Below are 24,740 nucleotides of genomic sequence, written 5' to 3'. Positions count from 1 at the left end.
GGGCCTGCTGTGCCTGATCGGGCCGCTGCTGTTCGGCCACGATGTCGGCTGGGCGCCCTGGTTGTGGGCGGTGATGGCAGGCGGCGGCGTGATCCTCGTTGCGTTCCTCAGGCTCGAGCATGGGGTTGCGCGTGTCGGCGGCATGCCGCTGATCGATCTGACGCTGCTGGCGGATGTGGCGTTCCTGCGCGGGCTCGGTGCGGCGTTCTTTTTCTTCCTCGCCAACCTCTCGTTCTATCTGGTGATGACGCTGTTCATGCAGCGCGGCCTGAAGATTGCGCCGCTCGCAGCCGGCCTCGCCTTCATTCCGCTCGCACTCGCTTTCGTGGTGGCCTCGCGCCACAGCGCTGCGCGAGCAAAACATCGCGGCTCCAAGGTGTTGGTCGAGGGCTGCGCACTCCAGATCGCCGGCCTTGCCGTGCTCGCGCTTGTTGCAGCCTATGTCGATGCACCGCCGCCGCTCGCGCTCGCATTCACCATGATCGTCTTCGGCTACGGCCAGGGCCTCGTGATGGCGCCGCTGTCGGGCGCGGTGCTCTCGACCGTCAAACCTGTCGCGGCGGGTTCAGCCTCGGGCATGTACGGCACGACGGCGCAGATCGGAAATGCGGCCGGAGTGGCCGCAATCGGCGCGGTGTTCTTCTCGATCGAATCATTGCAATCAGCGCGCGCAGCATTTCTCGTCTCGCTTGCGCTGTTTGTGACATTCATCGTGATCTGCGCCGTATTTCTGGCGTGGATGCGCCGCGCATCTGCACTAAGTTGAGGCATTGCGGTTAATACGCACGGATTCTTGCGGGTTTCGGGTGATTCCGGGCCGATCGACAGCACACGGTCTTTTCATTTTGCAGTGCAGCAACTATTTGGTTCGGTGAACGTTGAACGTCGCCTGCCAGGAGTTGCCGTGTCGCTCGCCCGTAATCTCGATTTCCTGAGACATCTGCCGAAAGCGGATGGTCTGCGCCTGCCCGACTTCGGCCGGGGCGCGGATGCGTTGAGCCCGCTGCAGGAAGTCACCGATTTCGGCGACAATCCCGGCGCCCTGCGCATGTTCGCATTCGTGCCGGAGCAACTCCAGAAGCCGCGCGCGCTGGTCGTCGTGCTGCATGGCTGCGGGCAGACGGCAGCGTCTTACGATCTCGGCGCGGGCTGGTCGACCTTGGCGCGGCATTATGGCTTTGCGCTGGTCATGCCCGAGCAGCAGCGCGTCAACAACGCCAACACCTGCTTCAACTGGTTCAATCCGGAAGACACCGTGCGCGACAGCGGCGAGGCGCGTTCGATCCGCGAGATGGTCGCGCATATGGTCACGGCGCATCGCATCGACCCGCGCCGCATCTTCATCACCGGCCTGTCCGCCGGCGGCGGCATGACCTCGGTGATGCTCGCGACCTATCCGGAAGTCTTTGCCGCAGGCGCCATCATCGCCGGCCTGCCTTACGGCATCGCCTCGAATCTGCGCGAGGCGCTGGACGGCATGTTTCATGCGCCGGCGCGGCCCGAGCGTGAGCTCGGCGACTTCGTGCGGCGTGCCTCGAACCATCGGGGGCCCTGGCCGAAAGTGTCGGTGTGGCACGGCAGCGCCGACCGTACCGTCAATCCCGGCAACGCCAACGAGATCGTCAAGCAATGGCTCGACCTGCATGACCTGCCGGCCGCGCCGATGGCCGAGACCAATGTCGACGGCTATCCGCGCCAGGCCTGGTGGAACAGGGACGGCGAGACCCTGGTGGAATCCTACACCATCACCGACATGGCCCACGGCACGCCGCTCGGCCTTGCCGACAACGACCAGCGCTATGGCGTCGAAGGCGCCTTCCTGATCGAGGCCGGCATTTCGTCCTCGTATCACATCGCAAAATTCTTCGGCCTCACCGCATGGATTGCGGATGCGAAGACGAAAAAGGCCGAGGCAAAGCCGGCCGTTTCGCCGAAGCCGGCCCGCTCGCCCGCACCGCATCTGGCCCGCTCGATCCGCACCGCCGTCGCCGACGAGCCGGCCGAACCGAAGCAGGAAGCCCGCGGCTTCGATCTCGGCCAGATTATCACCCGCGCGCTCACGGCGGCGGGGTTGATGAAGTAGAGCTACCCTGTCGCGTCGATCATCTCGATCGGCGTCACTGTCACCTCACCGCCTGCGACCTTGCGCGTCATCTCCTGATAGGCCCTGAAAAACTCGCGCGATTGCAGCGTTTTTTGCGCGGCATCGTCGCTGACGCTGGCGAGGTGAAAATACTGGCCGTCGTCGCGGTTTTTCAACACGCGATAGCCGATCCGCCCCTTCAGCTCGGGATCGCCGTCGATCGCCTTGATGAAGCGGCCGATCTCCCGGTGCCATTCGTCCGTCGTGCCGTTCCTGAATTCGTATCGGATCATGAAGTGCTTCATGTGACGCTCCCTGTTCGTCATGTGCACCATCATCTGCGCGCTGGGAGCGATCCCGCAAGTATGGACAAAATTGATAGTATGGACTTTTTCGGTGCCGCTCCTAATCTCCCTCCTCGCACATGGAGGAAACGACATGGCGAAGACCAACCCCGCGCGCAGCTGTCCGGTCGCGGCATTTCAGAAAATGATCAGCGGCAAGTACAAGCTGCGCATCGTCTGGGATCTCAAGGACGGCCCGCGCCGCTATGGCGAGATCCGCAGCGGCCTGCTGCGCGGCAGCACAGGCAGTGCGGAAATCACCCCGCGGGTGCTCAGCCGCGAATTGAAGGCGCTGACCGAAAGCGGTCTCATTGACCGCAAGGATTTCGGCGAGGTGCCGCCCAAGGTCGAGTATCGCCTGACACGCAAGGGCAAGAGCTTTGTGCCCGTCGTCGCGGCGATCCGCGAATGGGGCGAGCGTCATCTCGGCGAGGCCATGCTCACCGAGGCCGCCGAGTAAACCTCACATCTCGCCGGTGATGAACGGATTGGTCATCCGCTCCTGGCCGATGCTCGAGCCGGCGCCATGGCCGCAGATGAAGCCGACATCGTCACCGAGCGGCAGCAGCTTTGTCTTGATCGAATTGATCAGCGTCGCGTGACTGCCGCCGGGCAGATCGGTGCGCCCGACCGAGCCCGCGAACAGGACGTCGCCGACATGGGCAAAACGCAATTCCTTGTTGAAGAACACCACGCTGCCCGGGGAGTGGCCGGGGCAGTGATAGATGTCGAATTTGAGGTCGCCGATCTCGACGCTATCGCCTTCGTCGAGCCAGCGGTCCGGCGCGAAATTGCGCACCCCAGTCATGCCGAAGCGCGCGCCGCTCTCGACCACGTTGTCGAGCAGGAACTTGTCGGCCTGATGCGGGCCCTCGATCGGCACCTTCAGCGCGTCGCGCAAGTCCGCGGCGCCGCCGACATGGTCGATATGGCCGTGGGTCAGCCAGATCTTCTCCACGGTGACGCCGGTCTGCTTGATCGCATCCAGGATCTTCGGCACGTCGCCGCCGGGATCGATCACCACCGCCTTCTTGCTGGGCTCATCCCAGATGATGGTGCAGTTCTGCTCGAACAGCGTCACGGGCACGATGATCGCGCCGGCTTTGGGCTTGTTGTCGTTTTGCTCGGTCATGGCGCCACAATGCCGATTTTTGCCGAGCCGCCAAGCAAAAGATTCATCCGCAAGGCCCGGAACAGTCGCCTCTGCCGTCACACCGCCGTCCCAATTGGCACGCCAATTTGAACCGCGACGTTGCTTTTGCGTTCTCCCGCGCAGGGCAGATGATTGGTGGGATATCCGGCATGGCTCAGAGCGGCGACAATTGGTGGCGCGACGGCATCTTCTACCAGATCTATCCGCGCTCCTATCAGGACACGGACGGCAATGGCGTCGGCGATCTCGCCGGCATCCTTCGCCGGCTGCCTTACGTGAAATCGCTCGGCGTCGACGCGATCTGGCTGTCGCCGATCTTCCCCTCGCCGATGGCCGATTTCGGCTACGACATCTCGGACTATGTCGGCATCGATCCCGTGTTCGGCACCATGGCGGATTTCGACGCGCTGCTCGCCGCCGTGCATGAGGCCGGCCTCAAGCTGATCCTCGATCTGGTGCCGAACCATACCTCCGACCAGCATCCCTGGTTCGTCGAGAGCCGCGCCTCGCGCGACAATCCGAAACGCGACTGGTACATTTGGCGCGATCCGAAGCCGGACGGCAGCGCGCCGAACAACTGGTTGTCCGAATTCGGCGGCAGCGCGTGGCAATTCGACCAGGCGACCGGGCAGTATTACTATCACGCCTTCCTCGCCAAGCAGCCGGACCTCAACTGGCGCAATCCCGACGTCCGCGCCGCGATGTACGACGTGATGCGGTTCTGGCTGGAGAAGGGCGTCGATGGCTTTCGCGTCGACGTCATATGGCACCTGATCAAGGACGCAGAGTTCCGCGACAATCCGCCGAACCCGCATTACGTCGAAGGCCGGCCGCCGCACGAAAAGATCCTGACGCAATACTCCACCGACCAGCCGGAGGTGCATGAGGTCATCGCAGAGATGCGGCGCGTCACCGATGCCTATCGCGCCCGCGTGCTGATCGGCGAGATCTATCTGCCGCTGCACCGTCTGATGGCCTATTACGGCAACGACCTCACCGGCGCGCAGATGCCGTTCAATTTCGCGCTGCTCTCGACCTTCTGGAGCGCGCGCTCGATCGAGCACATCATCGAGGATTACGAGAAGGCGCTGCCGAAGGGCGCCTGGCCGAACTGGGTGCTCGGCAACCATGATCGCCCGCGCGTGGCGAGCCGTGTCGGACCCGAGCAGGCCCGCGTTGCCGCCATGCTGCTGCTGACCTTGCGCGGCACGCCGACGCTCTATTACGGCGACGAGATCGGCATGCATCAGCTCGCGATCGCGCCGGAGTTCGTGCAGGACCCGTTCGAGAAAAACGTGCCAGGCCTTGGGGTCGGGCGCGACGGCTGCCGCACGCCAATGCAGTGGGATTCGTCCGGCTTCAGTGGCTTTTCGGAGGTACGGCCATGGTTGCCGCTGCCCGAGGATCACATCCACGAGAACGTCGTCAATCTCGAAGCCGACACGCGCTCGATTCTGAGTTTGTACAAGCGGCTGATCGCGTTGCGGAAGGCCTCGCCGTCGCTTATTGCAGGTGATTATCATCCGATCGCCGCCCAGGGCGATCTCCTGATCTATCGCCGCGAGGCCGAGGGCCGGAGCGTCATCGTCGCACTCAATCTCGGCGCGGAGCCGATTGCCGTGACCACCAGTGCGATCAGGTTCGGCAGCGAGATCCTGCTGTCGACATTCCTGGACCGCGAAGGCGAGAAGCTCGAAGGCGTGCTGGACCTGCGCGGCAACGAGGGCGTGATCGTCGCGCCCCCGGGCTAGCTATTGGAGCGCTCGACACCGGCGCCATTCTCCCATGTCGTCCCGGACAAGCGCAGCGAAGCTTCGCGCCGATCCGGGACCCATCACCACAGGGAGAGGTTTGGCGAAGATTCGGAGTGACCTGCGCGCCCCACACCACTCCCTGTGGTTATGGATCCCCGCCTTCGCGGGGACGACGGCGGAGGGTGCGGAGACAGCGACGGCCACATCACCCCGGGTGCTTCTTGCCCGCGGCATCCCCGTCGATGTCACTCCGTTTCAACAGATAATCCAGCCCGCCGACCCGGTACCAGCGATAGCCATAGGGCTCCAGCACGACGCGGTGCTGGCCGCGCTTGTCGGCGTGGCTATGATCCTCCGCGAGCAGGTTGATCAGGTGCGCGCCGGCCTCTCCCGGCAGCCCGACCGAGAACGCCGTCTCGCGCGGCTTCTCGTCGAGATTGTGAACGAACAGCACGGAATTGTTGCGCCAATCGTAGCGCATGATGAACACGGCGGGATCGCGCGTCGCAATGATCGCGAAATCGCCCCAGCCGATCTCCGGAACTTCTTTCCGCATGCGCACGATGCGCTCGGTCCAGTTCAGCATAGAGTTCGGATCGCGCCGCTGTTTGGCGACGTTGACGTGCGGATAGCCATACGGGCCCTCGTCGATGACGGGGCAGGCCGGCTTGTCGCTCTTGGTGAAGCCGCCCTGCGGCTCGGTCGACCATTGCATCGGCGTGCGCGCGCAATTGCGCTCAGGCAGCGAGAGATCATCGCCCATCGCGATCTCGTCGCCGTAGCGGATCACCGGCGTTCCCGGCAGCGTGCACATCAGGCTGTAGGCGAGCTCGAGCCGCCGGCGGTCGCCGCCCAGCATCGGCGCGAGGCGGCGGCGGATGCCGCGGTCGTAGAGCTGCATGTCCTTGTCGGGGCCGAAGCTCCTGAACACCGTGTCGCGCTGTGCCTTGGTCAGGCGTCCGAGATCGAGCTCGTCGTGATTGCGCAGGAACAGGCCCCATTGCGCCGTCGCCGGCCGCGGCTTTGTCGCCTTCAGCGCCTTCGCCAAAGGCCGCGAGTCGGCGGAGGCCAGCGCGTAGAACAGATGCTGGTTGACGTGGAAGTTGAACATCATGTGCATGCGGTCGGCATCCCGGCCGAAATATTCCATGTCGGTTTCCGGCAGCACATTGGCTTCGGCGAGGATAATGGCGTCGCCCTGACGCCATTGCAGGAATTCGCGGAACGTGCGCAGCATGTCGTACTGCTCGACCGGCTTCTTCACCTTCGCACCCTTGGTCGCGATCACGAAGGGGACCGCGTCCATGCGGAAGCCGGAGACACCGAGCTGGATCCAGAAGCCCATGATCTTCAAAATCTCGGCCTGCACATGCGGGTTCGAGGTGTTGAGGTCGGGCTGGAAGTCGTAGAAGCGATGGAAGTAGTAAGCGCCGGATTCCTTGTCGCGCGTCCAGGTCGATTTCTGCACGCCGGGAAACACCATGCCCTTGTTGGCATTGGGCGGCTTCTTGTCGGACCACACGTACCAGTCGCGGTAGGGTGAATTCTTGTCGCGCCGCGCCTCCTTGAACCACTGGTGCTGGTCCGAAGTGTGGTTGACGACGAGGTCGATGATGACGCGGATGCCGCGCTGCTTGCAGCCATGGGTGAACTCGACGAAATCGCCGAGCGTGCCGTAGCGGGAATCGACGCTGTAATAATCGGCGATGTCGTAGCCGTCATCGCGGCCGGGCGAGGTCTGGAACGGCATCAGCCAGATTGTGGTGATGCCGAGCCCGTGCAGATAATCGAGCCGGCGCAACAGGCCCTTGAAATCGCCGACACCGTCGCCGTCGGCATCCATATAGGTGCCGACCGACAGGCAATAGATCACGCCGTTCTTGTACCAGAGATCGTCGATCATGCGCGCGCCGCCTCGGTGGTTCCGCCGAGGAGCGGCGGCTGCGTGATAAGTGCGTGGGGAGGGGGAGGTTCCGCGTTCCACCCTCGATGTCGTCCCGGACAAGGGCAGCTTCCGACAACGCGGAGCGTTGTCTGGAGCGGAGCGCAAATCCGGGACCCACCCACAGGGAGATGTTTGGCGAAGACTCAGAGTGAGCAGCTAGCCCGCATTCCTCCCTGTGGTTATGGATCTCCGCGTTCGCGGGGATGACGGCGGAGAATGAGGTTGCAGAGTGCCTTCATCGGGCAGTGTCCGCCCCTGATGGAATCGGCTATCCTCCCGCCATGGACAACACCGCCCGCATCGCCCTCGTGCCGCCGCCCGACCGCCGCCAGTCGGAAACGGCGCTCGCCATCGCGCGCGGCACGGCGCGGCTGCTGCGCTCGCTCGGCTTCACCTGCATCAGCGAATTGCCGCTGCCTTCCGGCCGGCGCGCCGATCTCGTCGCGCTGAACGAGCGCGGCGAGATCTGGATCGTCGAGATCAAATCATCGGTCGAGGATCTGCGCGCCGACCAGAAATGGCACGAATACCGCGCCCATTGCGACCGGCTGTTCTTCGCCTTCACGCAGGATTTGCCGTGCGAGATCTTTCCGGAAGACACCGGCCTGATCGTCGCCGACGCCTATGGCGCGCACATGCAGTGCGAGGCCCCCGAACACAAGCTCGCGGCTGCGACGCGCAAGCAGATGACGGTACGGTTCGGCATGGCGGCAGCCTTGCGCATCAACCGCCTGGTCGATCCGCAAGGCCATGCGGAGTTCTGGGAATAGGATGTTCTCGTGTCCCGGACGCGCTGCAGCGTGAAACGCTGCTGCGCAGAGCCGGGACCCAGAATCTTGAGACATTGATCGCTCCGAGAGATGGGCCCCGGCTCTGCAGCGCACCGCTGAAGAAGCGCTGCGCTGCGTCCGGGGCACGAGAGCGTCGTGAAACTTACCTTGGCGCGCGCTTCGCCAGAATCCGCTGCAGCGTCCTGCGGTGCATGTTCAGCCGGCGCGCCGTTTCCGAGACGTTGCGGTTGCACATCTCGTAGATGCGCTGGATGTGTTCCCAGCGGACGCGGTCGGCGGACATCGGGTTGGTCGGCAGCTCGGATTTCTCCGCGCTGGTCGAGAGCAACGCGGCGACGACGTCGTCGGCATCGGCGGGCTTCGAGAGATAATCGATCGCGCCCATCTTCACCGCCGTGACCGCGGTGGCGATGTTGCCATAGCCGGTCAGCACGATCGCGCGTGCATCCGGCCGCTTCTTCTTCAGCGCCGAGACCACGTCGAGGCCGTTGCCGTCACCGAGCCGCAAGTCCACCACTGCGAAGGCGGGCGCTGCCTTGCCGATTTGCGCGAGACCATCCGAAACGGTGTCGCACGACGTCACCGCAAAGCCGCGTGTTTCCATGGCGCGCGACAGGCGCTCCAGAAACGGCTTGTCGTCTTCCACGATGAGAAGCGAGCGGTCGGTCTGTTCGTTCAGTTCGGCGATGGCGTTCAAGGTTTTGTCCTCTCTCCTGCACATCTACATATGGCGTCGCAATCGGGCAGTGCCAAGGCCGCCAATAGTCGATCGGGCCGCTAGTGCGACGCAAGGTCGCGGTCTATCCTATTGTTTCTTCTGATGTCTCGATAGCCTCAAAACGCTCGCGTGGCCACGTGACCTGGACCACGGCGCCGTGTTCCGGAAACACCCGATTGGTAAACGAGACCTTGGCGCCGGTGCGCTCCAGCAGGGTGCGCGCGATGAACACGCCGAGCCCGAGACCGCCGCCGGCATCCTGGGCGCGTCGCCGCGACAGATAAGGCTCGCCGATCCGGTTCAGGATGTCGGGCGGAATGCCGGGTCCGTCATCGGAGATCAGGAGCTCGATCGTGTCCTTGTTCCACCACGCATTCACCTCGACGGTGGTGTGGGCGAAATCGACTGCGTTCTCGATGATGTTGCCGACGCCGTAGAGGATCGCCGGGTTGCGCGAGCCGACCGGCTCGGCGAAGGCCGCCACCGCGATCCGCACCTTGATGTCGACGCCGAAATCGCGGTGCGGGGCCACCACCTCCTCGATCAGCTCCGACAGCTTCATACGGTCGAACGGCGCGCCGGTCGAGGAGAGCTGGGTGATCTTGCTGAGGATGTCGCGGCAGCGCTGGGTCTGTTCGCGCAGCGTCTTGAGGTCGGCCGCGAAGCTTGCGTCCTTCACCGTCTTCTCCAGCTCGCGCGCGATCAGGAAGATGGTCGCGAGCGGCGTGCCGAGCTCGTGCGCGGCAGCAGCGGCAAGACCGTCGAGCTGGGTCAGATGCTGCTCGCGCGTCAGCACCAGCTCGGTCGCGGCCAGCGCGTCGGCGAGCTTGCGCGCCTCTTCGGTGACCTGGAACGAATAGAGGCTGGTGACGCCGATCGCGAGCACGATCGAGAGCCAGACGCCGACGAGATAGATCGGCGGCAGCACCAGCGGATCGTCGGAATCCCAAGGCAGCGGCAGATGGAAGAAAAACAGCACCGAGGCGCAGGCGACGGCGAGCAGGCCGAGGCCGAAGGTGAAGCGCGCCGGCAGCGCGGTCGCCGAGATCAGCACGGGCGCGAGGAACAGGAACGAGAATGGGTTTTGCAAGCCCCCGGTGAAGAACAATAGGCCGGCGAGCTCGACGATGTTCAGCGCCAGCAGGCCGGCCGCCTGCATCGGCTCGAGCCGCTGCATCGGATTGGCGACGGTCTGGAGCCCCAGATTGAGCGCGGCCGACAGCGCGATGATGCTGACGCAGGGGACGATCTCGACATTGAACTCCAGCCCCTGCGCCACGATGAAGATCGCAGCCAGCTGGCCCAGCACCGCGAGCCAGCGCAGCCGCAGGATGGTGTCCAGCCGGATATGCCGCTGCGCGGGGCGGAAGTCGGAAGCGGCAATTTCGGTCATCTCGGCCAATGTGGCGGTGCCTTCTCGGATCACGGACGCAGGGCTCGCGGAACCACCCGGGATTACAAGCCTTGCGCTCTCCGCTGCAATAGCAGAAGAACGGCCAGCATGACCGAGAATGACAAGGCTTCAAGCTGGCCGACTGTCGCGGATCGCTCCGCGGCGATTGCGGTCGATCACCTCGTCAAGGTCTACAAGCAGACCCGCGCCGTCGACGATATCTCCTTTTCGCTGCCGCGCGGCAGCATCACCGGCCTCCTGGGCGGCAACGGCGCGGGCAAGACCACCACCATCGCGATGATCATGGGCCTGGTGCTGCCGACCTCCGGCCGCGTCCAGGTGCTCGGTCACCGCATGCCCGACGACGGCGCCGCCGTGCTGGGGCGGATGAATTTCGAGAGCCCCTATGTCGACATGCCGATGCGGCTCACGGTGCGGCAGAACCTCACCATCTTCGGCAAGCTCTATGCGGTGAACAATCTGTCGGACCGCATCGCCGAGTTGGCCAGGGATCTCGACCTCACCGACTTCATCGACCGCGCCAACGGCAAGCTGTCGGCGGGGCAGAAGACCCGCGTCGCGCTGGCGAAAGCGCTGATCAACCGGCCCGAGCTGCTCTTGCTGGACGAGCCGACCGCCTCGCTCGACCCTGACACCGCCGACTGGGTCCGGGGGCACATGGAGCGCTATCGCAAGGAGAACAACGCCACCATCCTGCTCGCCTCGCACAACATGCTCGAGGTCGAGCGGCTCTGCGACCGCGTCATCATCATGAAACGCGGCCGCATCGAGGACGACGATACGCCCGCCGCCATCATGGCCCGCTACAAACGCACCACGCTGGAAGAGGTGTTTCTCGATGTTGCGCGCGGCCGGGCGAACGGGGCGAAGGAGGGGGTGAGGTGATGGGGGCTCTCCATGATTGCCCTATCCTCGCGCACCGCCGTCATCCTGAGGTGCGCGCTCTTCGCGCGCCTCGAAGGATGAGCCGCAAGGGTGTGTGGCCCATCCTTCGAGGCAAGCCTTGCGATGCGGTCCGCATCGCAAGGCTTGCACCTCAGGATGACGGCGGTGTGCGTGGTTGGTGCGGCACCCCGGATTGCGCTTCGCTCCATCCGCGCCACGGATCACCACAATGACCGACCTCACCCTCCACCGCGGCATCTCCCCGCACCGCATCGGCGCGATGATCCTGCGCTATTGGTACTTGCTGCTGTCATCCTGGCCGCGGCTGCTCGAGCTGTTGTACTGGCCGGCACTCCAAATCATCACCTGGGGATTTATCCAGTACTACATCGCGCAAAATTCCAATTTCTTCGCGCGGGCCGGCGGCACGCTGATCGGCGCCGTCATCCTCTGGGACATCCTGTTCCGTGGCCAGCTCGGCTTCTCGATCTCCTTCCTGGAGGAGATGTGGGCGCGCAACCTCGGCAACCTCATGATGAGCCCCTTGAAGCCCATCGAGTTCCTGCTGTCGCTGATGGTGATGAGCCTGATCCGGTTGGCGATCGGCATCATCCCGATGACGCTGATCGCGCTGGTGCTGTTTCACTTCAATGTCTATGCGCTCGGCCTGCCGCTGGTCGCCTTCTTCTGCAATCTGATCTTCACCAGCTGGTCGGTCGGCATTTTCGTCTCCGGTCTCGTCTTGCGAAACGGCCTCGGCGCCGAGAGCATCGTCTGGACGTTGATGTTCGCGATCATGCCGCTCGCCTGCATCTACTATCCCGTCAGTGTGCTGCCGGCCTGGCTGCAGGTCGTCGCCTGGACGCTGCCGCCGACTTACGTGTTCGAAGGCATGCGCGCGCTCTTGATCGACAACACCTTCCGGATCGATCTGATGCTGGAGGCGTTGGCCATCAACGCTGGTCTGCTGGTTGCTTCTTTTTGGGCATTCCTTGCCCTTTTGCGCAGCGCCAAGACGCACGGCGCGCTGCTGTCGGGCGGCGAATAACGTCACTTTCTCGTGGATTCGGGCTGGTTTAACGGTATTGGCTACGTAGATGTACGGAACCATGCATTGACGCAATATTACGCATTCGGCAGTATGCTGCGATGCGAAGAGGAATTTGATCATGCCGATTGGTGAGTTTGGCGGCGTACCGCTCCAGGCGAATGAAGGCAGCCCGGTCCTGACCACGCCGATGTACTGGATGTACGAGATGGGGCACGCCTCTCTCAATCCGGCCCGCGCGATCACCGACGCGACCAAGCTGCTGTTTCAGAATCCCCTCAATCCATGGTCTCGCACCGAGGTCGGCAAGTCCGTCGCCGCGGCCTGCGAATTGTTCGAGCGCACCACGCGCCGCTACGGCAAGCCGGAATGGGGTCTTGACGACACCGAGGTCAACGGCATCCGCGTTCCCGTCGAAGTCCGCTCGGTGTGGGAAAAGCCGTTTTGCCGGCTGCTCTATTTCGATCGCAAATTCACCCGCCCGCTGCGCAGCCCGCAGCCGCGCGTGCTGATCGTCGCCCCGATGTCCGGGCACTACGCGACCCTGCTGCGCGGCACGGTCGAGGCCTTCCTGCCGGCGCATGAGGTCTACATCACCGATTGGGCTGACGCCCGCATGGTGCCCTTGAGCGAAGGCCGCTTCGATCTCGACGATTACATCGATTACGTCATCGAGATGCTGCACGTCCTCGGCGGCAACACCCATGTGCTGGCGGTGTGCCAGCCCTCCGTGCCCGTCGTCGCCGCGGTCTCGCTCATGGAGGCGCGCCGAGATCCGTTCGTGCCGACGTCGATGACGCTGATGGGCGGCCCGATCGATACCCGCCGCAATCCGACCGCGGTGAACAACCTTGCGCAGGAGCGCGGCATCGACTGGTTCCGCAACCACGTCATTACCAAGGTGCCATTTCCGCATCCGGGCATGATGCGCGACGTCTATCCGGGCTTCCTCCAGCTCAACGGGTTCATCAGCATGAACCTTGATCGGCACATGGACGCCCACAAGCGCCTGTTCGCCAACCTGGTGAAGGGTGACGGCGATCTGGTCGACAAGCATCGCGAGTTCTACGACGAATATCTCGCTGTCATGGACTTGTCGGCCGAGTATTACCTGCAGACCGTCGACACCGTGTTCGTGAAACATTCGCTGCCCAAGGGCGAGATGACCCATCGTGGAACGCGCGTCGATCCCTCCAAGGTGACGCGCGTTGCGCTGATGACGGTTGAAGGCGAGAACGACGACATTTCCGGGATCGGTCAGACCGAAGCAACGCACACGCTGTGCAGCTCGATCCCCGATCATCGCCGCGTCCATTACGTCCAGAAGGGCGTTGGACACTACGGTGTATTCAACGGCTCGCGCTTCAAGTCGGAAATCGTGCCGCGCATCCATGATTTCATGGTCTCCGCTGCGAATCCGAGCTCGATGCGGGCGCTTGCGGCTGAATAAGCTTCGTTTTCGGCTTTTCCGCCAAAAATCGGGACCTTCCGGCCGGTTCCGGTGGGCCTAGTTCCCGCCAGATTCGAGGTAATCAGGTAGCGCTCTAGGAGTGAGTCATCCCTCACCCCTTGGGGGTGCCGCATGCGTCCAGCGGGGGCGAAAAAAGCCGGTTCCAACCCCAGTCTGTAGGGTCTCCCGGACGCCTGACCCCTGTATATTGGGCAAATGATTTGTTTTTGCGCCGAGCGCTTTCCCTGGCGGCGGTTATGGCAGAATCCGGGCGAACTCCTGCTCCCCGGACTGACAGACATGGCCACACGCGCACTCCTCTATCGGCGGCCCCACGAACCGAAGACCCTCGTCATCACCCACGGATCGCAGTTTTTTGCGATCCGGCTGCGCCGGCACCGCCGCGCGCGCCGCTACACGCTCCGAATTCATCCGAGCGATCGCGAAGCCATCCTCACCATGCCGCCGCGCGGCACGCTCGCCGAAGCCAAGGACTTCGCGTCGCGTCACGGTGCCTGGATCGCGGCGCGCCTCGGCCGTTTGCCGAAGGCTGCGCCGTTCCAGCCTGGCACGGTGATACCGCTTCGCGGCACGCCGCATCGCATTGTTCATCGTGCCGGCCAGCGCGGCACGGTGTGGACCGAGACGCGCGATAGCGGCGAGAAGATCCTCTGCGTTGCCGGCGGGCTCGATCATGTCGATCGCCGCGTCAGCGACTTCCTCAAGCGCGAGGCGCGCAAGGATCTGCAGCGTTCGGCGGAAGCCTATGCCGCCGAGCTCGGCGTCAAGGTCAAGCGCCTCTCGATCCGCGACCAGTCCAGCCGCTGGGGCTCCTGCACCTCGGCCGGCTCGCTGTCGTTCTCCTGGCGCCTGATCCTCGCCCCGCCCTTCGTGCTCGACTATCTCGCCGCGCATGAGGTCGCCCATCTCGTCGAGATGAACCACTCGGCACGGTTCTGGCGCGTCTGCGGCAAGGTCTGCCCCTCGATGGAGCGCGCCAAGAAGTGGCTCGACACGTACGGGAATGATCTGCACCGGTATGGGGTCGAGGATTAGTTAGAGCCTCGGGGCCAGCCCAACACTCTCTGTCGTCCCTGCGAAAGCAGGGACCCATAACCACAGGGAGAAGTTTGGCGAAGATCAGTCATCCGGTACTGCTACTCTTCGCTGTCGATAGATCACGCGGTACGGGTCCCGGCGTTCGCCGGGACGACACTGAGAGTGAGACGACGTTCAGCGCTTCGCTCGATTCTCGCCGCATTCGCGACGCTTGCGCCGCGCGCGCAATTTGCCTCGCCGCCTCAAGCGCTTCGAGCAATCGACCCCCACGTCACGCTGCAAGCCGCTGCCTACTGTGCATGGGGTTGTTTTCGAAATTGGTGTCGTGGGGGCCTTACCGGTTCCCGCCAAACAGCCGGTCCATCAACCAGCCATCGAGCCCCGCGGCCGCCTCCGGCCGCACATTCGCCCGCGTCGGTGGTGGCGCGCGATAGCCGCCATTGCTCACCGGCGCGGAGCCCGGTCCTGGTGGGGGTGCTATCACGGTCGGCGGCGACACCTGCGAGGCCGCCTGCGCGAGGTTCGACAGGCCCCAGCCGCCCGGCGAGCTCGGCAAGGCCGCCACCGGCACGCCCTCATGCGCCGCCTTCATGAAGCGCGACCACACTTCCACAGGCAGGCCGCCGCCGGTCGCCTTCTTGGTCGGCGCGTTGTCGTCATTGCCGAGCCAGACGCCGGTGACGAGGTTCGCGGTGTAGCCGATGAACCAGGCATCGCGATAATCCTGGCTGGTGCCGGTCTTGCCGGCCGCCGGCCAGCCGGGGATCTCCGCCTTCTTGGCGGTGCCCGAGATCAGCGTCTCCCGCATCATCGCATTCATCATGCCGACATAGCGGGGGTCGATGACCTGGTTGCGCTCGTCGGGCTGGCGCATGTAGAGCAGCTTCCCGCCGAGCGTCCTGATCCGCGTCACCACATGCGGTGTCGCTGCAAAACCGCCATTGGCGAAGGGCGCATAGGCGCCGACCAGCTCGACCACCGAGACCTCGGACGTGCCGAGCGCGATCGACGCATTCGGCTCGAGTTTCGAGGAGATGCCGAGCCGGTGCGCGGTGCGCACGACGTTCTTCGGCCCGACCTCGAGGCCCAGGCGGATCGCGACCGTGTTGAGCGACATCGCCAGCGCCTGGGTCAGCGTCACCGCGCCGAAATATTCATGGGTGTAGTTTTCGGGCTTCCAGCCCTTGACTTCGATCGGCGCGTCCTGCCGGACGGTGTCGGGCGTCAGGCCCTGCTCCAGCGCGGTCAGGTACACGAACGGCTTGAACGAGGAGCCCGGCTGGCGCTTCGCGGTCACCGCGCGGTTGTACTGGCTCTCGGAATAGTTCCGTCCGCCGACCATGGCGCGCACGGCGCCGTCGGGCGTCATCGCCACCAGCGCGCCCTGGCTGACATTGAACTTCACGCTCTTGGCTGCGAGTTCGTCGATGATGGCCGATTCCGCCACGCTCTGCAGCTTCGGATCGATCGTGGTCTCGACCTTGATGCTCTCGTCGATTTGCCCGACCAGATCGTCCAGCACCTCGCCGATCCAGTCGGCGACATAGTTGACCGTGCCGGCGCCGGCCGGCTTCACGTTGTAGGAGGGATGGCCGATCGAGGCCTGTGCCTGCGCGTCGGTGATGAACTGCGCATCCGCCATCGCCGTCAGCACGACTTTCGCGCGCGCCTCCGCGCCTTCGGGGTTGCGGTTCGGCGCAAGGCGCGACGGCGACTTGACGAGGCCGGCCAGCATCGCGGCTTCCGCGACGGTGACGGCCCTCGCCGACTTGCCGAAATATTTCTGCGCGGCGGCTTCCACGCCATAGGCGCCGGAGCCGAAATAGACGCGGTTGAGATAGAGCTCCAGGATCTCGTCCTTGGAGTGCTTGCGCTCCAGCCAGATCGCCAGCTCGGCCTCCTGCAGCTTGCGCTGCATTGTCCGCTCCTGGGTCAGGAACAGGTTCTTGGCGAGCTGCTGCGTCAGCGTCGAGCCGCCCTGCGACACGCCGCGATGAAGCAGATTGGTGACGAGCGCGCGCATGATGCCGACGGGGTCGATGCCGAAATGCGAATAGAAGCGGCGGTCCTCGATGGCGATGAAGGCCTTGGGCAGATAGGGCGGCAGATCCTTCAGCGCGATATTGGCGCCGGCCATCTCGCCGCGCTGGGCGAGCACGCTGCCATCGATGCCCACGATCTGGATCGTCGGCGGGCGCTTGGGAATCTCCAGCGACTGGATCGGCGGCAGATGCGCGCCGACATAGATCACGAGGCCGATCATGGCGATCACGCCCCACAGGCCGAGCACCGCGCCCCAATAGAGGAGGCGGCCAAGGCTGAAGCCGCCGGCTTTTGGCCGGCGCTTGGCGCCGCTGCTCTTGGCCGGTGCCTTGCGCTCGCGCGGCGGCTCGTCGTCGGCAGGTTCGGCCTTGCGCTTGGCTGATTTTTTCGGCTTGTCGTCGCCGCCGCCGGGAATGCGGTCCGCTGCCGTCAGGCGCAGATCGGCGAGCGCAGCAGGCAAGCCGAACAACGGCTCCTTCCGCCCACCCTTTTTCTTACCCAACCCCATACGCAAACGCCCGGTCAGCCCGCCCCGCCGCACGCTAGCGGTCGGGGTTTAAGGCCCCGTTACGCGGACGTTAACGCGCGATTAGGACATGGGGCATTCGCCCGCCGCAGTTCCGCTTGCGGGCCGCCGGAGCTAGGATCGCGGCCACAAAACACGAGGGAACATTCATGGGCCACATCGACCCGACCAAGGAGATCTTTGCGCAATTCCGGGACAACGATCGCCCCGGTCCGATCCACATGCTCAATCTGGTGCGCCTGCGCAAAGAGGCGGCCTATCCCGACGGCCGCAAGGTGAGCGGCGCGGAAGCCTATGCGGCCTATGGCCGCGACAGCGGTCCGGTGTTCGAACGCCTCGGCGGCCGCATCGTCTGGCAGGGGCGGTTCGAGCTGATGCTGATCGGCCCGCAGGACGAACGCTGGGACCATTGCTTCATCGCGGAATATCCCAGCGTCGCCTCCTTCGTCGAGATGATCCGCGATCCTGTCTATCGCGAGGCCGTCAAGCACCGTCAGGCCGCGGTGGAGGACTCGCGCCTGATCCGTCACGCGGTGTTGCCGGTGGGGAAGAGTTTTGGGGAGATACCGGAGTAGGGCGAACGCGGCTCTCTCCCCGTCATCCTGAGGTGCGAGTGGCGCGATGCAAAGCATCGCGCCGGGAGCCTCGAAGGATGAACGGCCCCAGATGTGTCCGCGCGGCCGCCAGCCGGGCCGTCGCCCTTCGAGGGCCGCCGAAGAGGCGGCCACCTCAGGGTGACGGTGATGGGTTTGTGCAGCGAGACAAAAAATCGGCGGCCGCGAGGCCGCCGATTGCTGTGGGAGTTCAACATCCATTAACCCGCCGGGCCCGCATCCTCCAGAATCGGACCGAACAGCTCCCAGCGCTCGCCGTTGAACTTCATCATCTGAAGTTGCTTGTTGACGCGGTAGTCGGTCGGCGAGGTGTTGGCCTTGATGCCGGGCAAGGCGATGTCGCCGGTGACGTCCTTCAGCGACGCCGCCTGCTTCATGACGTTCTCACGCGTCAGATTGTCGCCGCACTGCTGCAGCACGTGGGCGAGCAGCTGCGCGGTGCCGTAGCCGTAGGTGTTGAAGTTCGAATCCTTGTCGCCGTCAGGATAGTACTTCGCCATGAAGTCGAAATACTTCTTCAGGCCGGCATCATCCTTCCAGGTCGGGTCGAGCGGGTCCTTGCCGTAATTGACGCTGATCACGCCCTTGGCGGCCTCGAGCCCCGCCGGCTTCATCACCGCGCCGACCGAGGTGGCATTGATGTCGACGATCTGCACCGGATGCCAGCCGATCTCGGCGATCTTCTTGATCGCCTGCGCCGCCTGCTTCGGCGTGGTCGCGCTGAAGAACAGATCGGCGCCGGCGTCCTTGATCTTGAGGATCTGCGAATCGACGGTCGGATCGGAGACTTCGTATGATGCTTCCGTCACGATCATCTTGGCGGCCTTGTCGCCGAGGCCGGCCTTGATGCCGTTCAGATAGTCCTTGCCGAGGTCGTCGTTCTGGTAGAGCACGCCGACCTTGGCGTTTGGATATTCCTTGAGAATGTACTGACCGTAGATGCGGCCTTCGACGAAGTAGTTCGGGTTGTAGCCCATGGTCCAAGGAAAGTTCTTCGGGTCCGTGAACTTCGAGGCGCCGGTGGCTGCGAACAGCTGCGGCACCTTCTTGGAGTTGAGATATTTCTGCACCGCCGCGTTCGACGGCGTGCCGATGATCTGGAAGGTCAGCAGCACCTCGTCGCTCTCGACCAGCTTGCGCACCTGCTCCACCGCTTTTGGCGGCGAATAGGCGTCGTCGTACTGAATCAGATTGATCTTGCGGCCGTTGATGCCGCCCTGGTCGTTGATCATCTTGAAATAGGCGGCCTGGGTCTTGCCGATCGACGCATAGGCCGAGGCCGGCCCGGAGAACGGCACGGTCTGGCCGACCTTGATCTCGGTGTCGCTCGCGCCCGGATCATATTTCTTCTGGGCACTGGCCGCAGAGACCGACAGCGCCAGGGTCAGCGCCGTTGCTGTGGCCAGATGCAGTATCCCGTTCCTCATTGGCAATTTCCTCAGTTTGTTATTGCAGGTGATCGATCCGGCTGGATGTCACCGCTGAGGGCGAGTGTGGAGGAACGGTTGCTGCAACGCAAGGTGGGTGTCTGTGTGGCAGTACGACTGGCCCGCCCTACAGCGCCGTTCACTGCTTCGGCAGCTTGGCCTTCAACGCATAGAGCGCATCCAGCGCCTCGCGCGGGGACATCTCGTCGGGGTGCAGCGCCTTCACGGCTTCCATCAGCAGCTCGGCCTCGGTCGGCGCTGCGGCTTCAGCCGCCGCGCGGGAGGGCACCGCGAACAGCGGCAGATCGTCCACCAGGGCCCGCGCGGTCTGGCCGCGGTCCTGTGCCTCCAGCTTGGAGAGGACCGACTTGGCGCGGGTGATCACGGCCGGCGGCAGGCCCGCGAGTTTTGCCACTTGAATGCCGTAGGAGCGGTCGGCCGAGCCCGGCAGCACCTCGTGCAGGAACACGACATTGCCCTGCCATTCCTTGACCCGCACCGTCGCATTGAACATCCGCGGCAGTTTGGCCGAGAGCGCGGTCAGCTCGTGATAGTGCGTCGCGAACAGGGTGCGGCAGCGGTTGCTCTCGTGCAGATGCTCGATCGCGGCCCAGGCGATCGAGAGGCCGTCGAAGGTCGCGGTGCCGCGGCCGATCTCGTCCAGAATTACCAGCGCACGCTCGCCAGCCTGGTTGAGGATCGCGGCGGTCTCGACCATCTCCACCATGAAGGTGGAGCGGCCGCGGGCGAGATCGTCGGCGGCGCCGACGCGCGAGAACAGGCGGTCGATGATGCCGATCCGCGCGCGCGCGGCCGGCACGAAGCTGCCGATCTGGGCCAGCAGCGCAATCAGCGCGTTCTGACGCAGGAAGGTCGACTTACCCGCCATGTTTGGACCGGTCAGCAGCCAGAGCTGGCCGGACTTTTGGCCCGGCGCCGGCGAGAGATCGCAGGCATTGGCAATGAACGGCTCGCCATTGCGCTTCAGGGCCTGCTCGACCACGGGATGGCGGCCGGCCTCGATCGCGAAGCCGAGCGAGCCATCGACCTCCGGCCGCACATAGTTCTCGTCGACTGCGAGCTTGGCCAGTGACGTCGCGACATCGAGCAGTGCAAAACCTTGCGCCGCGGCGCGCAGGTCATCACTGATATCCAGCGCCTTGGCGCAGAGCCGCTCGAAGATCTCGAGCTCAAGCCCGAGCGCGCGGTCGCCTGCATTGGCGATCTTGGCTTCGATCTCGCCGAGCTCGGCCGTCGTGAAGCGCACCTGTCCGGCCAACGTCTGGCGATGGATGAAGGTCGCATTCAGCGGCGCCGACATCAGCTTGTCGCCGTGCTGCGCGGTCACTTCGACGAAATAGCCGAGCACGTTGTTGTGGCGGATCTTGAGGCCCTTCACGCCCGTGTCGTCGGCGTAGCGGGCCTGCATCGAAGCGACGACGAGGCGGGAGGCATCGCGCAGGTTTCGGGCTTCGTCGAGCGCGGGCTCATAGCCGGCGCGCACGAAGCCGCCGTCGCGCTTGATCAGCGGCAATTGCTCGTCGAGCGCGGTGGCAAACTCGGCGGCGAGGTCGCGTGACGGGCGCTTGAGCGCCGCCATCACGGCCGCGATCTCCTGCGGCGGCTGGTCGAGCTCGCCGAGTCGCGCCAGCACCTGGTCGGCGGCGATGATGCCGTCGCGCAGGCCCGCGAGATCGCGCGGGCCGCCGCGGCCGACCGAAAGACGAGCCAGCGCCCGCGACATGTCGGGTGCGCCACGCAGGATGCTGCGGATGTCCTCGCGCGTGGCTGAGTCGGCGACGAAGGCGGTGACGGCATCGAGCCGCCGGGCGATCGCGGGCGCCTCGGTCAGCGGCGCCGCCAGCCGCTGGGCCAGCAGACGCGAGCCGGCCGAGGTCACGGTGCAGTCGATCGCGTCGAGCAGCGAGCCGCGGCGCTCGCCGGCGAGCGTCCGGGTCAGCTCCAGATTGGCGCGGGTGGCGGGATCGATCGCCATGGTCGCGCCGGAGGCTTCGCGTGCGGGCGGCGACAGCGGCGGATGCTTGCCGACCTGGGTGCGGTCGACATAGGTGACGGCGGCGGCGGCAGCGGTGGCTTCGAGACGCGTGAGTTGCGCCAGGCCATCCATGGTCGCGACGGCGAAATAATCGCACAGCCGCTTCTCGGCGGTGGCGCCGTCGAAGACGTCGCGGGTCAGCGGCGTCACCGCCGGCAGCTCGCGCAGGGTCTGCCCGAGCTCGCTGTCGTTGTAGAGCGCGTCGGTGACGATGGCCTCGTTCGGATTGATCCGCGACAGCGTCGCGGCGAGTTCGCCGTTCGAGCATTCCAGCACGGTGAATTCGGCGGTCGAGATGTCGATCCAGGCAAGCCCGAAGCGGTCGCCGCCGCCCGAGGCGCGGGCGCGCGCGATCGCCAGCAGGTAGTTGTTGGCGCGCGCATCCAGCAGCGTGTCCTCAGTCAGCGTGCCCGGGGTGACCAGCCGCACCACGCCGCGCCGGACCACGCTCTTGTTGCCGCGCGCCTTTGCCGCCGCGGGATCCTCGGTCTGCTCGCAGACGGCGACACGATGGCCGGCCGAGATCAGGCGGTGCAGGTAATCCTCGGAGCGCTCGACCGGCACGCCGCACATCGGGATGTCGTTGCCCTGGTGCTTGCCGCGCTTGGTCAGGACAATGCCGAGCGTTTTCGAGGCGATCTCGGCGTCCTCGAAGAACAGCTCGTAGAAATCGCCCATCCGGTAGAACAGCAAGAGGCCCTGATGTGCCGCCTTGATCTCCAGGTACTGTTCCATCATCGGCGTAACGCGCGCGGCGGTTTCCGGCGCTGCGGAGGCTTCGTCGGGAGGCGGAACGGGGATCGGCTGTTGCATTGTCATGGGCGGCGCAACCTACAAAATTTCGCCCCCTGCTCCTATCGCTTTGGCCTGATCGGGGAGGTTTTCCACGTTGTCCGCACCGCGGCATGCGTCGGCGGCGTACGCGCCCCTCGGAACGCGCGCGAAACCGTCAATTGACCTGCCGCGGGCGCCCTCCTAAAACTCCGCCGACATTGAAGAATTTTGGCCGGACCGCGGCATTCAGGGAGAACAACGATGCGTGACGTCTTTATCTGCGATGCCGTGCGGACCCCGATCGGCCGTTTCGGCGGCTCGCTCGCCAAGGTGCGCGCCGACGATCTGGCCGCAGCCCCCATCAAGGCGCTGATGGCCAAGCATCCCAATCTCGACTGGGCGCAGGTGGACGAAGTGTTCTTCGGCTGTGCCAATCAGGCCGGCGAGGACAACCGCAACGTCGCGCGTATGGCGCTGTTGCTGGCAGGCCTGCCGGATTCGGTTCCCGGCCAGACCCTCAATCGCCTCTGTGCCTCCGGTCTCGATGCGGTCGGTGCGGCCGGGCGCGCCATCCGCTCCGGCGAGATTGAGCTGGCGATTGCCGGCGGCGTCGAATCCATGACCCGCGCGCCGTTCGTGATGGGCAAGGCGCAGGAAGCTTTTTCGCGGTCCGCTGAAATCTTCGACACCACGATCGGCTGGCGTTTCATCAATCCGCTGCTCAAGGCGCAGTACGGCGTCGATGCGATGCCGGAGACCGGCGAGAACGTTGCCGAGGAATTCCAGGTCTCGCGCGCCGACCAGGATGCTTTCGCCATCCGCTCGCAGCAGCGCGCCGGCAAGGCGATCGCATCAGGCTATTTCGCCGAAGAGATCACCCCGATCACCATTCCAGGCGGCAAGGCCGGCCCCATCACCATCGACAAGGACGAGCATCCGCGCCCCGAAACCACACTCGAGGGCCTCGCCAAGCTGAAGCCGATCGTGCGCAATCCCGGCACCGTCACCGCCGGCAATGCCTCAGGCGTCAATGACGGCGCTGCCGCGATGATCCTCGCCTCCGAAGCCGCGGTGAAGAAGCACGGCCTCACGCCCCGAGCCCGCATCCTCGGCCTCGCATCGGCCGGCGTGCCGCCGCGCATCATGGGCATCGGCCCGGTGCCCGCGACCCGCAAGCTGATGGAGCGCCTCGGCAAGAAGATCACCGATTTCGACCTGATCGAACTCAACGAAGCCTTCGCCTCACAGGGTATCGCCTGCATGCGTCAGCTCGGCGTCGCTGACGATGCCGACTACGTCAATCCGCATGGCGGCGCCATCGCGCTCGGCCATCCCCTCGGCATGAGCGGTGCGCGCCTCGTGCTCACCGCCGCTCACGGCATGGAAAAGCGCGGCGGCAAGCTCGCGCTCGCCACCATGTGCGTCGGCGTCGGCCAGGGCGTGGCCGTCGCGATTGAGAAGCTGAACTGACGGTCTCTCCTCTCCCTCTCCCCGTTCTTACGGGGAGAGGGCTGGGGTGAGGGGGCTCTCCGCAAGGACGGTGACAGTTGGATTCGCGGAGAGTCCCCCTCACCCGGAATTTGCTATTCGCAAATTCCGGCCTCTCCCCGCACGCGGGGAGAGGCGAAGAGTCCGGACGGCTGGGAGACATGCATGATCATCGCGCGCGAGCAGGACGTCACGGCTGCGGTCCTTGCGGTGATGGAGCGGACGTCCGATCCGCGGCTGCGGCAGATCATGATCTCGCTGGTCAAGCATCTGCACGGCTTCGTCCGCGATGTCAGGCTGACCGAGAAGGAGTTTCGCGATGCGACGGCCATCATCGCCGAGCTCGGGAAACTGACCACCGACACGCATAACGAGGTCGTGCTGATGGCGGGCTCACTCGGCGTCTCGCCGCTGGTGTGTCTCCTCAACAATGGCGATCACGGCAACACCGAAACCGATCAGTCGCTGCTCGGCCCGTTCTGGCGGCTGAACTCGCCGCGGGTGGAGAACGGCGGCTCGATCGTGCGCTCGGAAACGCCCGGCGCGCCGCTGTTCGTGAATGGCCGTGTCGTGGACAAGGACGGTCGTCCCGTTGCGGGCGCGGAGGTGGATGTCTGGCACGCCTCGCCGGTGGGGCTCTACGAGAATCAGGACCCCGAGCAGGCCGACATGAACCTGCGCGGCAAGTTCACGACCGAGGAGGACGGCCGCTTTTCCTTCCGCTCAGTAATGATGGTCGGCTATCCCATTCCGACCAATGGCGTGGTCGGCCGCCTGCTGGAGGCGCAGAGCCGGCATCCTTATCGTCCGGCGCATCTGCACGCCCTGATCTTCAAGCCCGGCTTCAAGGTGCTGATCTCGCAGGTCTACGATCCCAACGATCCCCATATCGACAGCGACGTGCAGTTCGGCGTGACGCAGGCGCTGATCGGCAAGTTCGTGCGTCACGACACGCCGCATCCGGCCGCGCCGGACGTAACGACGCCCTGGTATTCGCTCGACCACACCTACCACCTGGAAGCCGGCGAGGCCGTGCTGCCGCGGGCGCCGATCAAATAAGGCGATCCTGACGGGCGCAGGACGCCGCCGAACCCGCTTCCCTAGATTAGTTATATTCTATAATGATCGGGGAGAAGCGTTGACCGGCCGGACCAGAATGGCCGGGGAG

The 24,740-nt window shown here is 64.8% G+C and carries 20 protein-coding genes; 12 read left to right on the top strand and 8 right to left on the bottom strand.

Annotation, left to right across the window (positions count from 1 at the left end):
* On the top strand, positions 1-766 hold a 766-nt coding region (locus HYH08_RS22955; RefSeq protein WP_349631455.1), incomplete at its 5' end, for an MFS transporter.
* Positions 767-904: 138 nt separating this feature from the next.
* Entirely contained in the window at positions 905-2,083 is a 1,179-nt protein-coding gene (locus HYH08_RS22950) for an extracellular catalytic domain type 1 short-chain-length polyhydroxyalkanoate depolymerase (protein ID WP_220012091.1), read from the top strand.
* A 2-nt stretch (positions 2,084-2,085) separates the two neighbouring features.
* Here the strand turns inward: HYH08_RS22950 and HYH08_RS22945 are convergent, their stop codons facing one another.
* Entirely contained in the window at positions 2,086-2,388 is a 303-nt protein-coding gene (locus HYH08_RS22945) for a hypothetical protein (protein WP_228748006.1), read from the bottom strand.
* 133 nt (positions 2,389-2,521) lie between these two features.
* On the opposite strand from HYH08_RS22945, the gene HYH08_RS22940 reads away from it, so the two are divergent.
* Complete coding sequence (locus tag HYH08_RS22940) at positions 2,522-2,887, top strand: winged helix-turn-helix transcriptional regulator (RefSeq protein ID WP_220012089.1); 366 nt, start codon at positions 2,522-2,524, stop codon at positions 2,885-2,887.
* A 3-nt stretch (positions 2,888-2,890) separates the two neighbouring features.
* Here the strand turns inward: HYH08_RS22940 and HYH08_RS22935 are convergent, their stop codons facing one another.
* On the bottom strand, positions 2,891-3,559 hold the full coding sequence (locus HYH08_RS22935) for an MBL fold metallo-hydrolase (protein ID WP_220012088.1): 669 nt from the start codon (positions 3,557-3,559) through the stop codon (positions 2,891-2,893).
* A gap of 170 nt (positions 3,560-3,729) precedes the next feature.
* On the opposite strand from HYH08_RS22935, the gene HYH08_RS22930 reads away from it, so the two are divergent.
* Entirely contained in the window at positions 3,730-5,331 is a 1,602-nt protein-coding gene (locus tag HYH08_RS22930; RefSeq protein ID WP_220012087.1) for an alpha-amylase family glycosyl hydrolase, read from the top strand.
* A 208-nt stretch (positions 5,332-5,539) separates the two neighbouring features.
* On the opposite strand, the gene HYH08_RS22925 is transcribed toward HYH08_RS22930, so the two are convergent.
* Positions 5,540-7,237: an alpha-amylase family protein gene (locus HYH08_RS22925; protein ID WP_220012086.1), complete on the bottom strand. Its 1,698-nt coding sequence runs from the start codon at positions 7,235-7,237 to the stop codon at positions 5,540-5,542.
* Between the two features lie 323 nt (positions 7,238-7,560).
* Between HYH08_RS22925 and HYH08_RS22920 the strand changes: the two genes are divergently transcribed.
* The gene (locus HYH08_RS22920) at positions 7,561-8,049 is read left to right on the top strand and encodes an MmcB family DNA repair protein (protein WP_220012085.1); all 489 of its coding nucleotides are present in this window, start codon (positions 7,561-7,563) and stop codon (positions 8,047-8,049) included.
* 163 nt (positions 8,050-8,212) lie between these two features.
* Here the strand turns inward: HYH08_RS22920 and HYH08_RS22915 are convergent, their stop codons facing one another.
* Together HYH08_RS22915 and HYH08_RS22910 are read right to left on the bottom strand one after the other, a co-directional pair.
* On the bottom strand, positions 8,213-8,767 hold the full coding sequence (locus HYH08_RS22915; RefSeq protein ID WP_008141807.1) for an ActR/PrrA/RegA family redox response regulator transcription factor: 555 nt from the start codon (positions 8,765-8,767) through the stop codon (positions 8,213-8,215).
* Between the two features lie 103 nt (positions 8,768-8,870).
* Entirely contained in the window at positions 8,871-10,181 is a 1,311-nt protein-coding gene (locus HYH08_RS22910) for an ActS/PrrB/RegB family redox-sensitive histidine kinase (protein ID WP_220012101.1), read from the bottom strand.
* Positions 10,182-10,289: 108 nt separating this feature from the next.
* Here HYH08_RS22910 and HYH08_RS22905 point away from each other — a divergent pair, with 108 nt between their 5' ends.
* From HYH08_RS22905 to HYH08_RS22890, 4 genes are all read left to right on the top strand, one after another.
* Positions 10,290-11,087, top strand: coding sequence for an ABC transporter ATP-binding protein (locus tag HYH08_RS22905; RefSeq protein WP_220012083.1), 798 nt, complete (start codon positions 10,290-10,292; stop codon positions 11,085-11,087).
* Between the two features lie 229 nt (positions 11,088-11,316).
* The gene (locus tag HYH08_RS22900; RefSeq protein WP_220012082.1) at positions 11,317-12,135 is read left to right on the top strand and encodes an ABC transporter permease; all 819 of its coding nucleotides are present in this window, start codon (positions 11,317-11,319) and stop codon (positions 12,133-12,135) included.
* Between the two features lie 121 nt (positions 12,136-12,256).
* Positions 12,257-13,585, top strand: a complete 1,329-nt coding sequence (locus HYH08_RS22895; protein WP_220012081.1) for a polyhydroxyalkanoate depolymerase — start codon at positions 12,257-12,259, stop codon at positions 13,583-13,585.
* Positions 13,586-13,801: 216 nt separating this feature from the next.
* Positions 13,802-14,641: a M48 family metallopeptidase gene (locus tag HYH08_RS22890; RefSeq protein ID WP_220012080.1), complete on the top strand. Its 840-nt coding sequence runs from the start codon at positions 13,802-13,804 to the stop codon at positions 14,639-14,641.
* A 337-nt stretch (positions 14,642-14,978) separates the two neighbouring features.
* Here HYH08_RS22890 and HYH08_RS22885 read toward each other — a convergent pair whose 3' ends face one another.
* Entirely contained in the window at positions 14,979-17,195 is a 2,217-nt protein-coding gene (locus tag HYH08_RS22885; protein ID WP_220012079.1) for a transglycosylase domain-containing protein, read from the bottom strand.
* 167 nt (positions 17,196-17,362) lie between these two features.
* On the opposite strand from HYH08_RS22885, the gene HYH08_RS22880 reads away from it, so the two are divergent.
* Positions 17,363-17,788, top strand: a complete 426-nt coding sequence (locus tag HYH08_RS22880) for a DUF1330 domain-containing protein (protein ID WP_220012078.1) — start codon at positions 17,363-17,365, stop codon at positions 17,786-17,788.
* A gap of 239 nt (positions 17,789-18,027) precedes the next feature.
* Here the strand turns inward: HYH08_RS22880 and HYH08_RS22875 are convergent, their stop codons facing one another.
* Both HYH08_RS22875 and mutS read right to left on the bottom strand, forming a co-directional pair.
* Complete coding sequence (locus tag HYH08_RS22875; protein ID WP_220012077.1) at positions 18,028-19,254, bottom strand: ABC transporter substrate-binding protein; 1,227 nt, start codon at positions 19,252-19,254, stop codon at positions 18,028-18,030.
* A gap of 139 nt (positions 19,255-19,393) precedes the next feature.
* The gene (gene mutS / locus HYH08_RS22870; RefSeq protein ID WP_220012076.1) at positions 19,394-22,129 is read right to left on the bottom strand and encodes a DNA mismatch repair protein MutS; all 2,736 of its coding nucleotides are present in this window, start codon (positions 22,127-22,129) and stop codon (positions 19,394-19,396) included.
* A gap of 216 nt (positions 22,130-22,345) precedes the next feature.
* On the opposite strand from mutS, the gene pcaF reads away from it, so the two are divergent.
* Together pcaF and HYH08_RS22860 are read left to right on the top strand one after the other, a co-directional pair.
* A complete protein-coding gene (gene pcaF, locus HYH08_RS22865; protein WP_220012075.1) occupies positions 22,346-23,554 on the top strand; it encodes a 3-oxoadipyl-CoA thiolase in 1,209 nt (402 codons plus the stop codon).
* A gap of 183 nt (positions 23,555-23,737) precedes the next feature.
* Complete coding sequence (locus tag HYH08_RS22860) at positions 23,738-24,631, top strand: dioxygenase family protein (RefSeq protein ID WP_220012074.1); 894 nt, start codon at positions 23,738-23,740, stop codon at positions 24,629-24,631.
* Positions 24,632-24,740: the final 109 nt, after the last annotated feature.

Source organism: Bradyrhizobium sp. BR 10289, from assembly GCF_019455385.1.
Classification (GTDB): Bacteria; Pseudomonadota; Alphaproteobacteria; order Rhizobiales; family Xanthobacteraceae; genus Bradyrhizobium.
The sequence above is the reverse complement of the archived record's forward strand: the minus strand, read 5'-3'. Positions and strand labels throughout refer to the sequence as shown.

Coding starts and splice junctions, on each gene's coding strand:
- HYH08_RS22925 (WP_220012086.1), bottom strand. CDS start 7,237: ATGATCGACGATCTCTGGTACAAGAACGGCGTGATCTATTGCCTGTCG.
- HYH08_RS22880 (WP_220012078.1), top strand. CDS start 17,363: ATGGGCCACATCGACCCGACCAAGGAGATCTTTGCGCAATTCCGGGAC.
- HYH08_RS22890 (WP_220012080.1), top strand. CDS start 13,802: ATGATTTGTTTTTGCGCCGAGCGCTTTCCCTGGCGGCGGTTATGGCAG.
- HYH08_RS22940 (WP_220012089.1), top strand. CDS start 2,522: ATGGCGAAGACCAACCCCGCGCGCAGCTGTCCGGTCGCGGCATTTCAG.
- pcaF (WP_220012075.1), top strand. CDS start 22,346: ATGCGTGACGTCTTTATCTGCGATGCCGTGCGGACCCCGATCGGCCGT.
- HYH08_RS22905 (WP_220012083.1), top strand. CDS start 10,290: ATGACCGAGAATGACAAGGCTTCAAGCTGGCCGACTGTCGCGGATCGC.
- HYH08_RS22895 (WP_220012081.1), top strand. CDS start 12,257: ATGCCGATTGGTGAGTTTGGCGGCGTACCGCTCCAGGCGAATGAAGGC.
- HYH08_RS22900 (WP_220012082.1), top strand. CDS start 11,317: ATGACCGACCTCACCCTCCACCGCGGCATCTCCCCGCACCGCATCGGC.
- HYH08_RS22860 (WP_220012074.1), top strand. CDS start 23,738: ATGATCATCGCGCGCGAGCAGGACGTCACGGCTGCGGTCCTTGCGGTG.
- mutS (WP_220012076.1), bottom strand. CDS start 22,129: ATGACAATGCAACAGCCGATCCCCGTTCCGCCTCCCGACGAAGCCTCC.
- HYH08_RS22875 (WP_220012077.1), bottom strand. CDS start 19,254: ATGAGGAACGGGATACTGCATCTGGCCACAGCAACGGCGCTGACCCTG.
- HYH08_RS22910 (WP_220012101.1), bottom strand. CDS start 10,181: ATGACCGAAATTGCCGCTTCCGACTTCCGCCCCGCGCAGCGGCATATC.
- HYH08_RS22935 (WP_220012088.1), bottom strand. CDS start 3,559: ATGACCGAGCAAAACGACAACAAGCCCAAAGCCGGCGCGATCATCGTG.
- HYH08_RS22930 (WP_220012087.1), top strand. CDS start 3,730: ATGGCTCAGAGCGGCGACAATTGGTGGCGCGACGGCATCTTCTACCAG.
- HYH08_RS22885 (WP_220012079.1), bottom strand. CDS start 17,195: ATGGGGTTGGGTAAGAAAAAGGGTGGGCGGAAGGAGCCGTTGTTCGGC.
- HYH08_RS22945 (WP_228748006.1), bottom strand. CDS start 2,388: ATGAAGCACTTCATGATCCGATACGAATTCAGGAACGGCACGACGGAC.
- HYH08_RS22920 (WP_220012085.1), top strand. CDS start 7,561: ATGGACAACACCGCCCGCATCGCCCTCGTGCCGCCGCCCGACCGCCGC.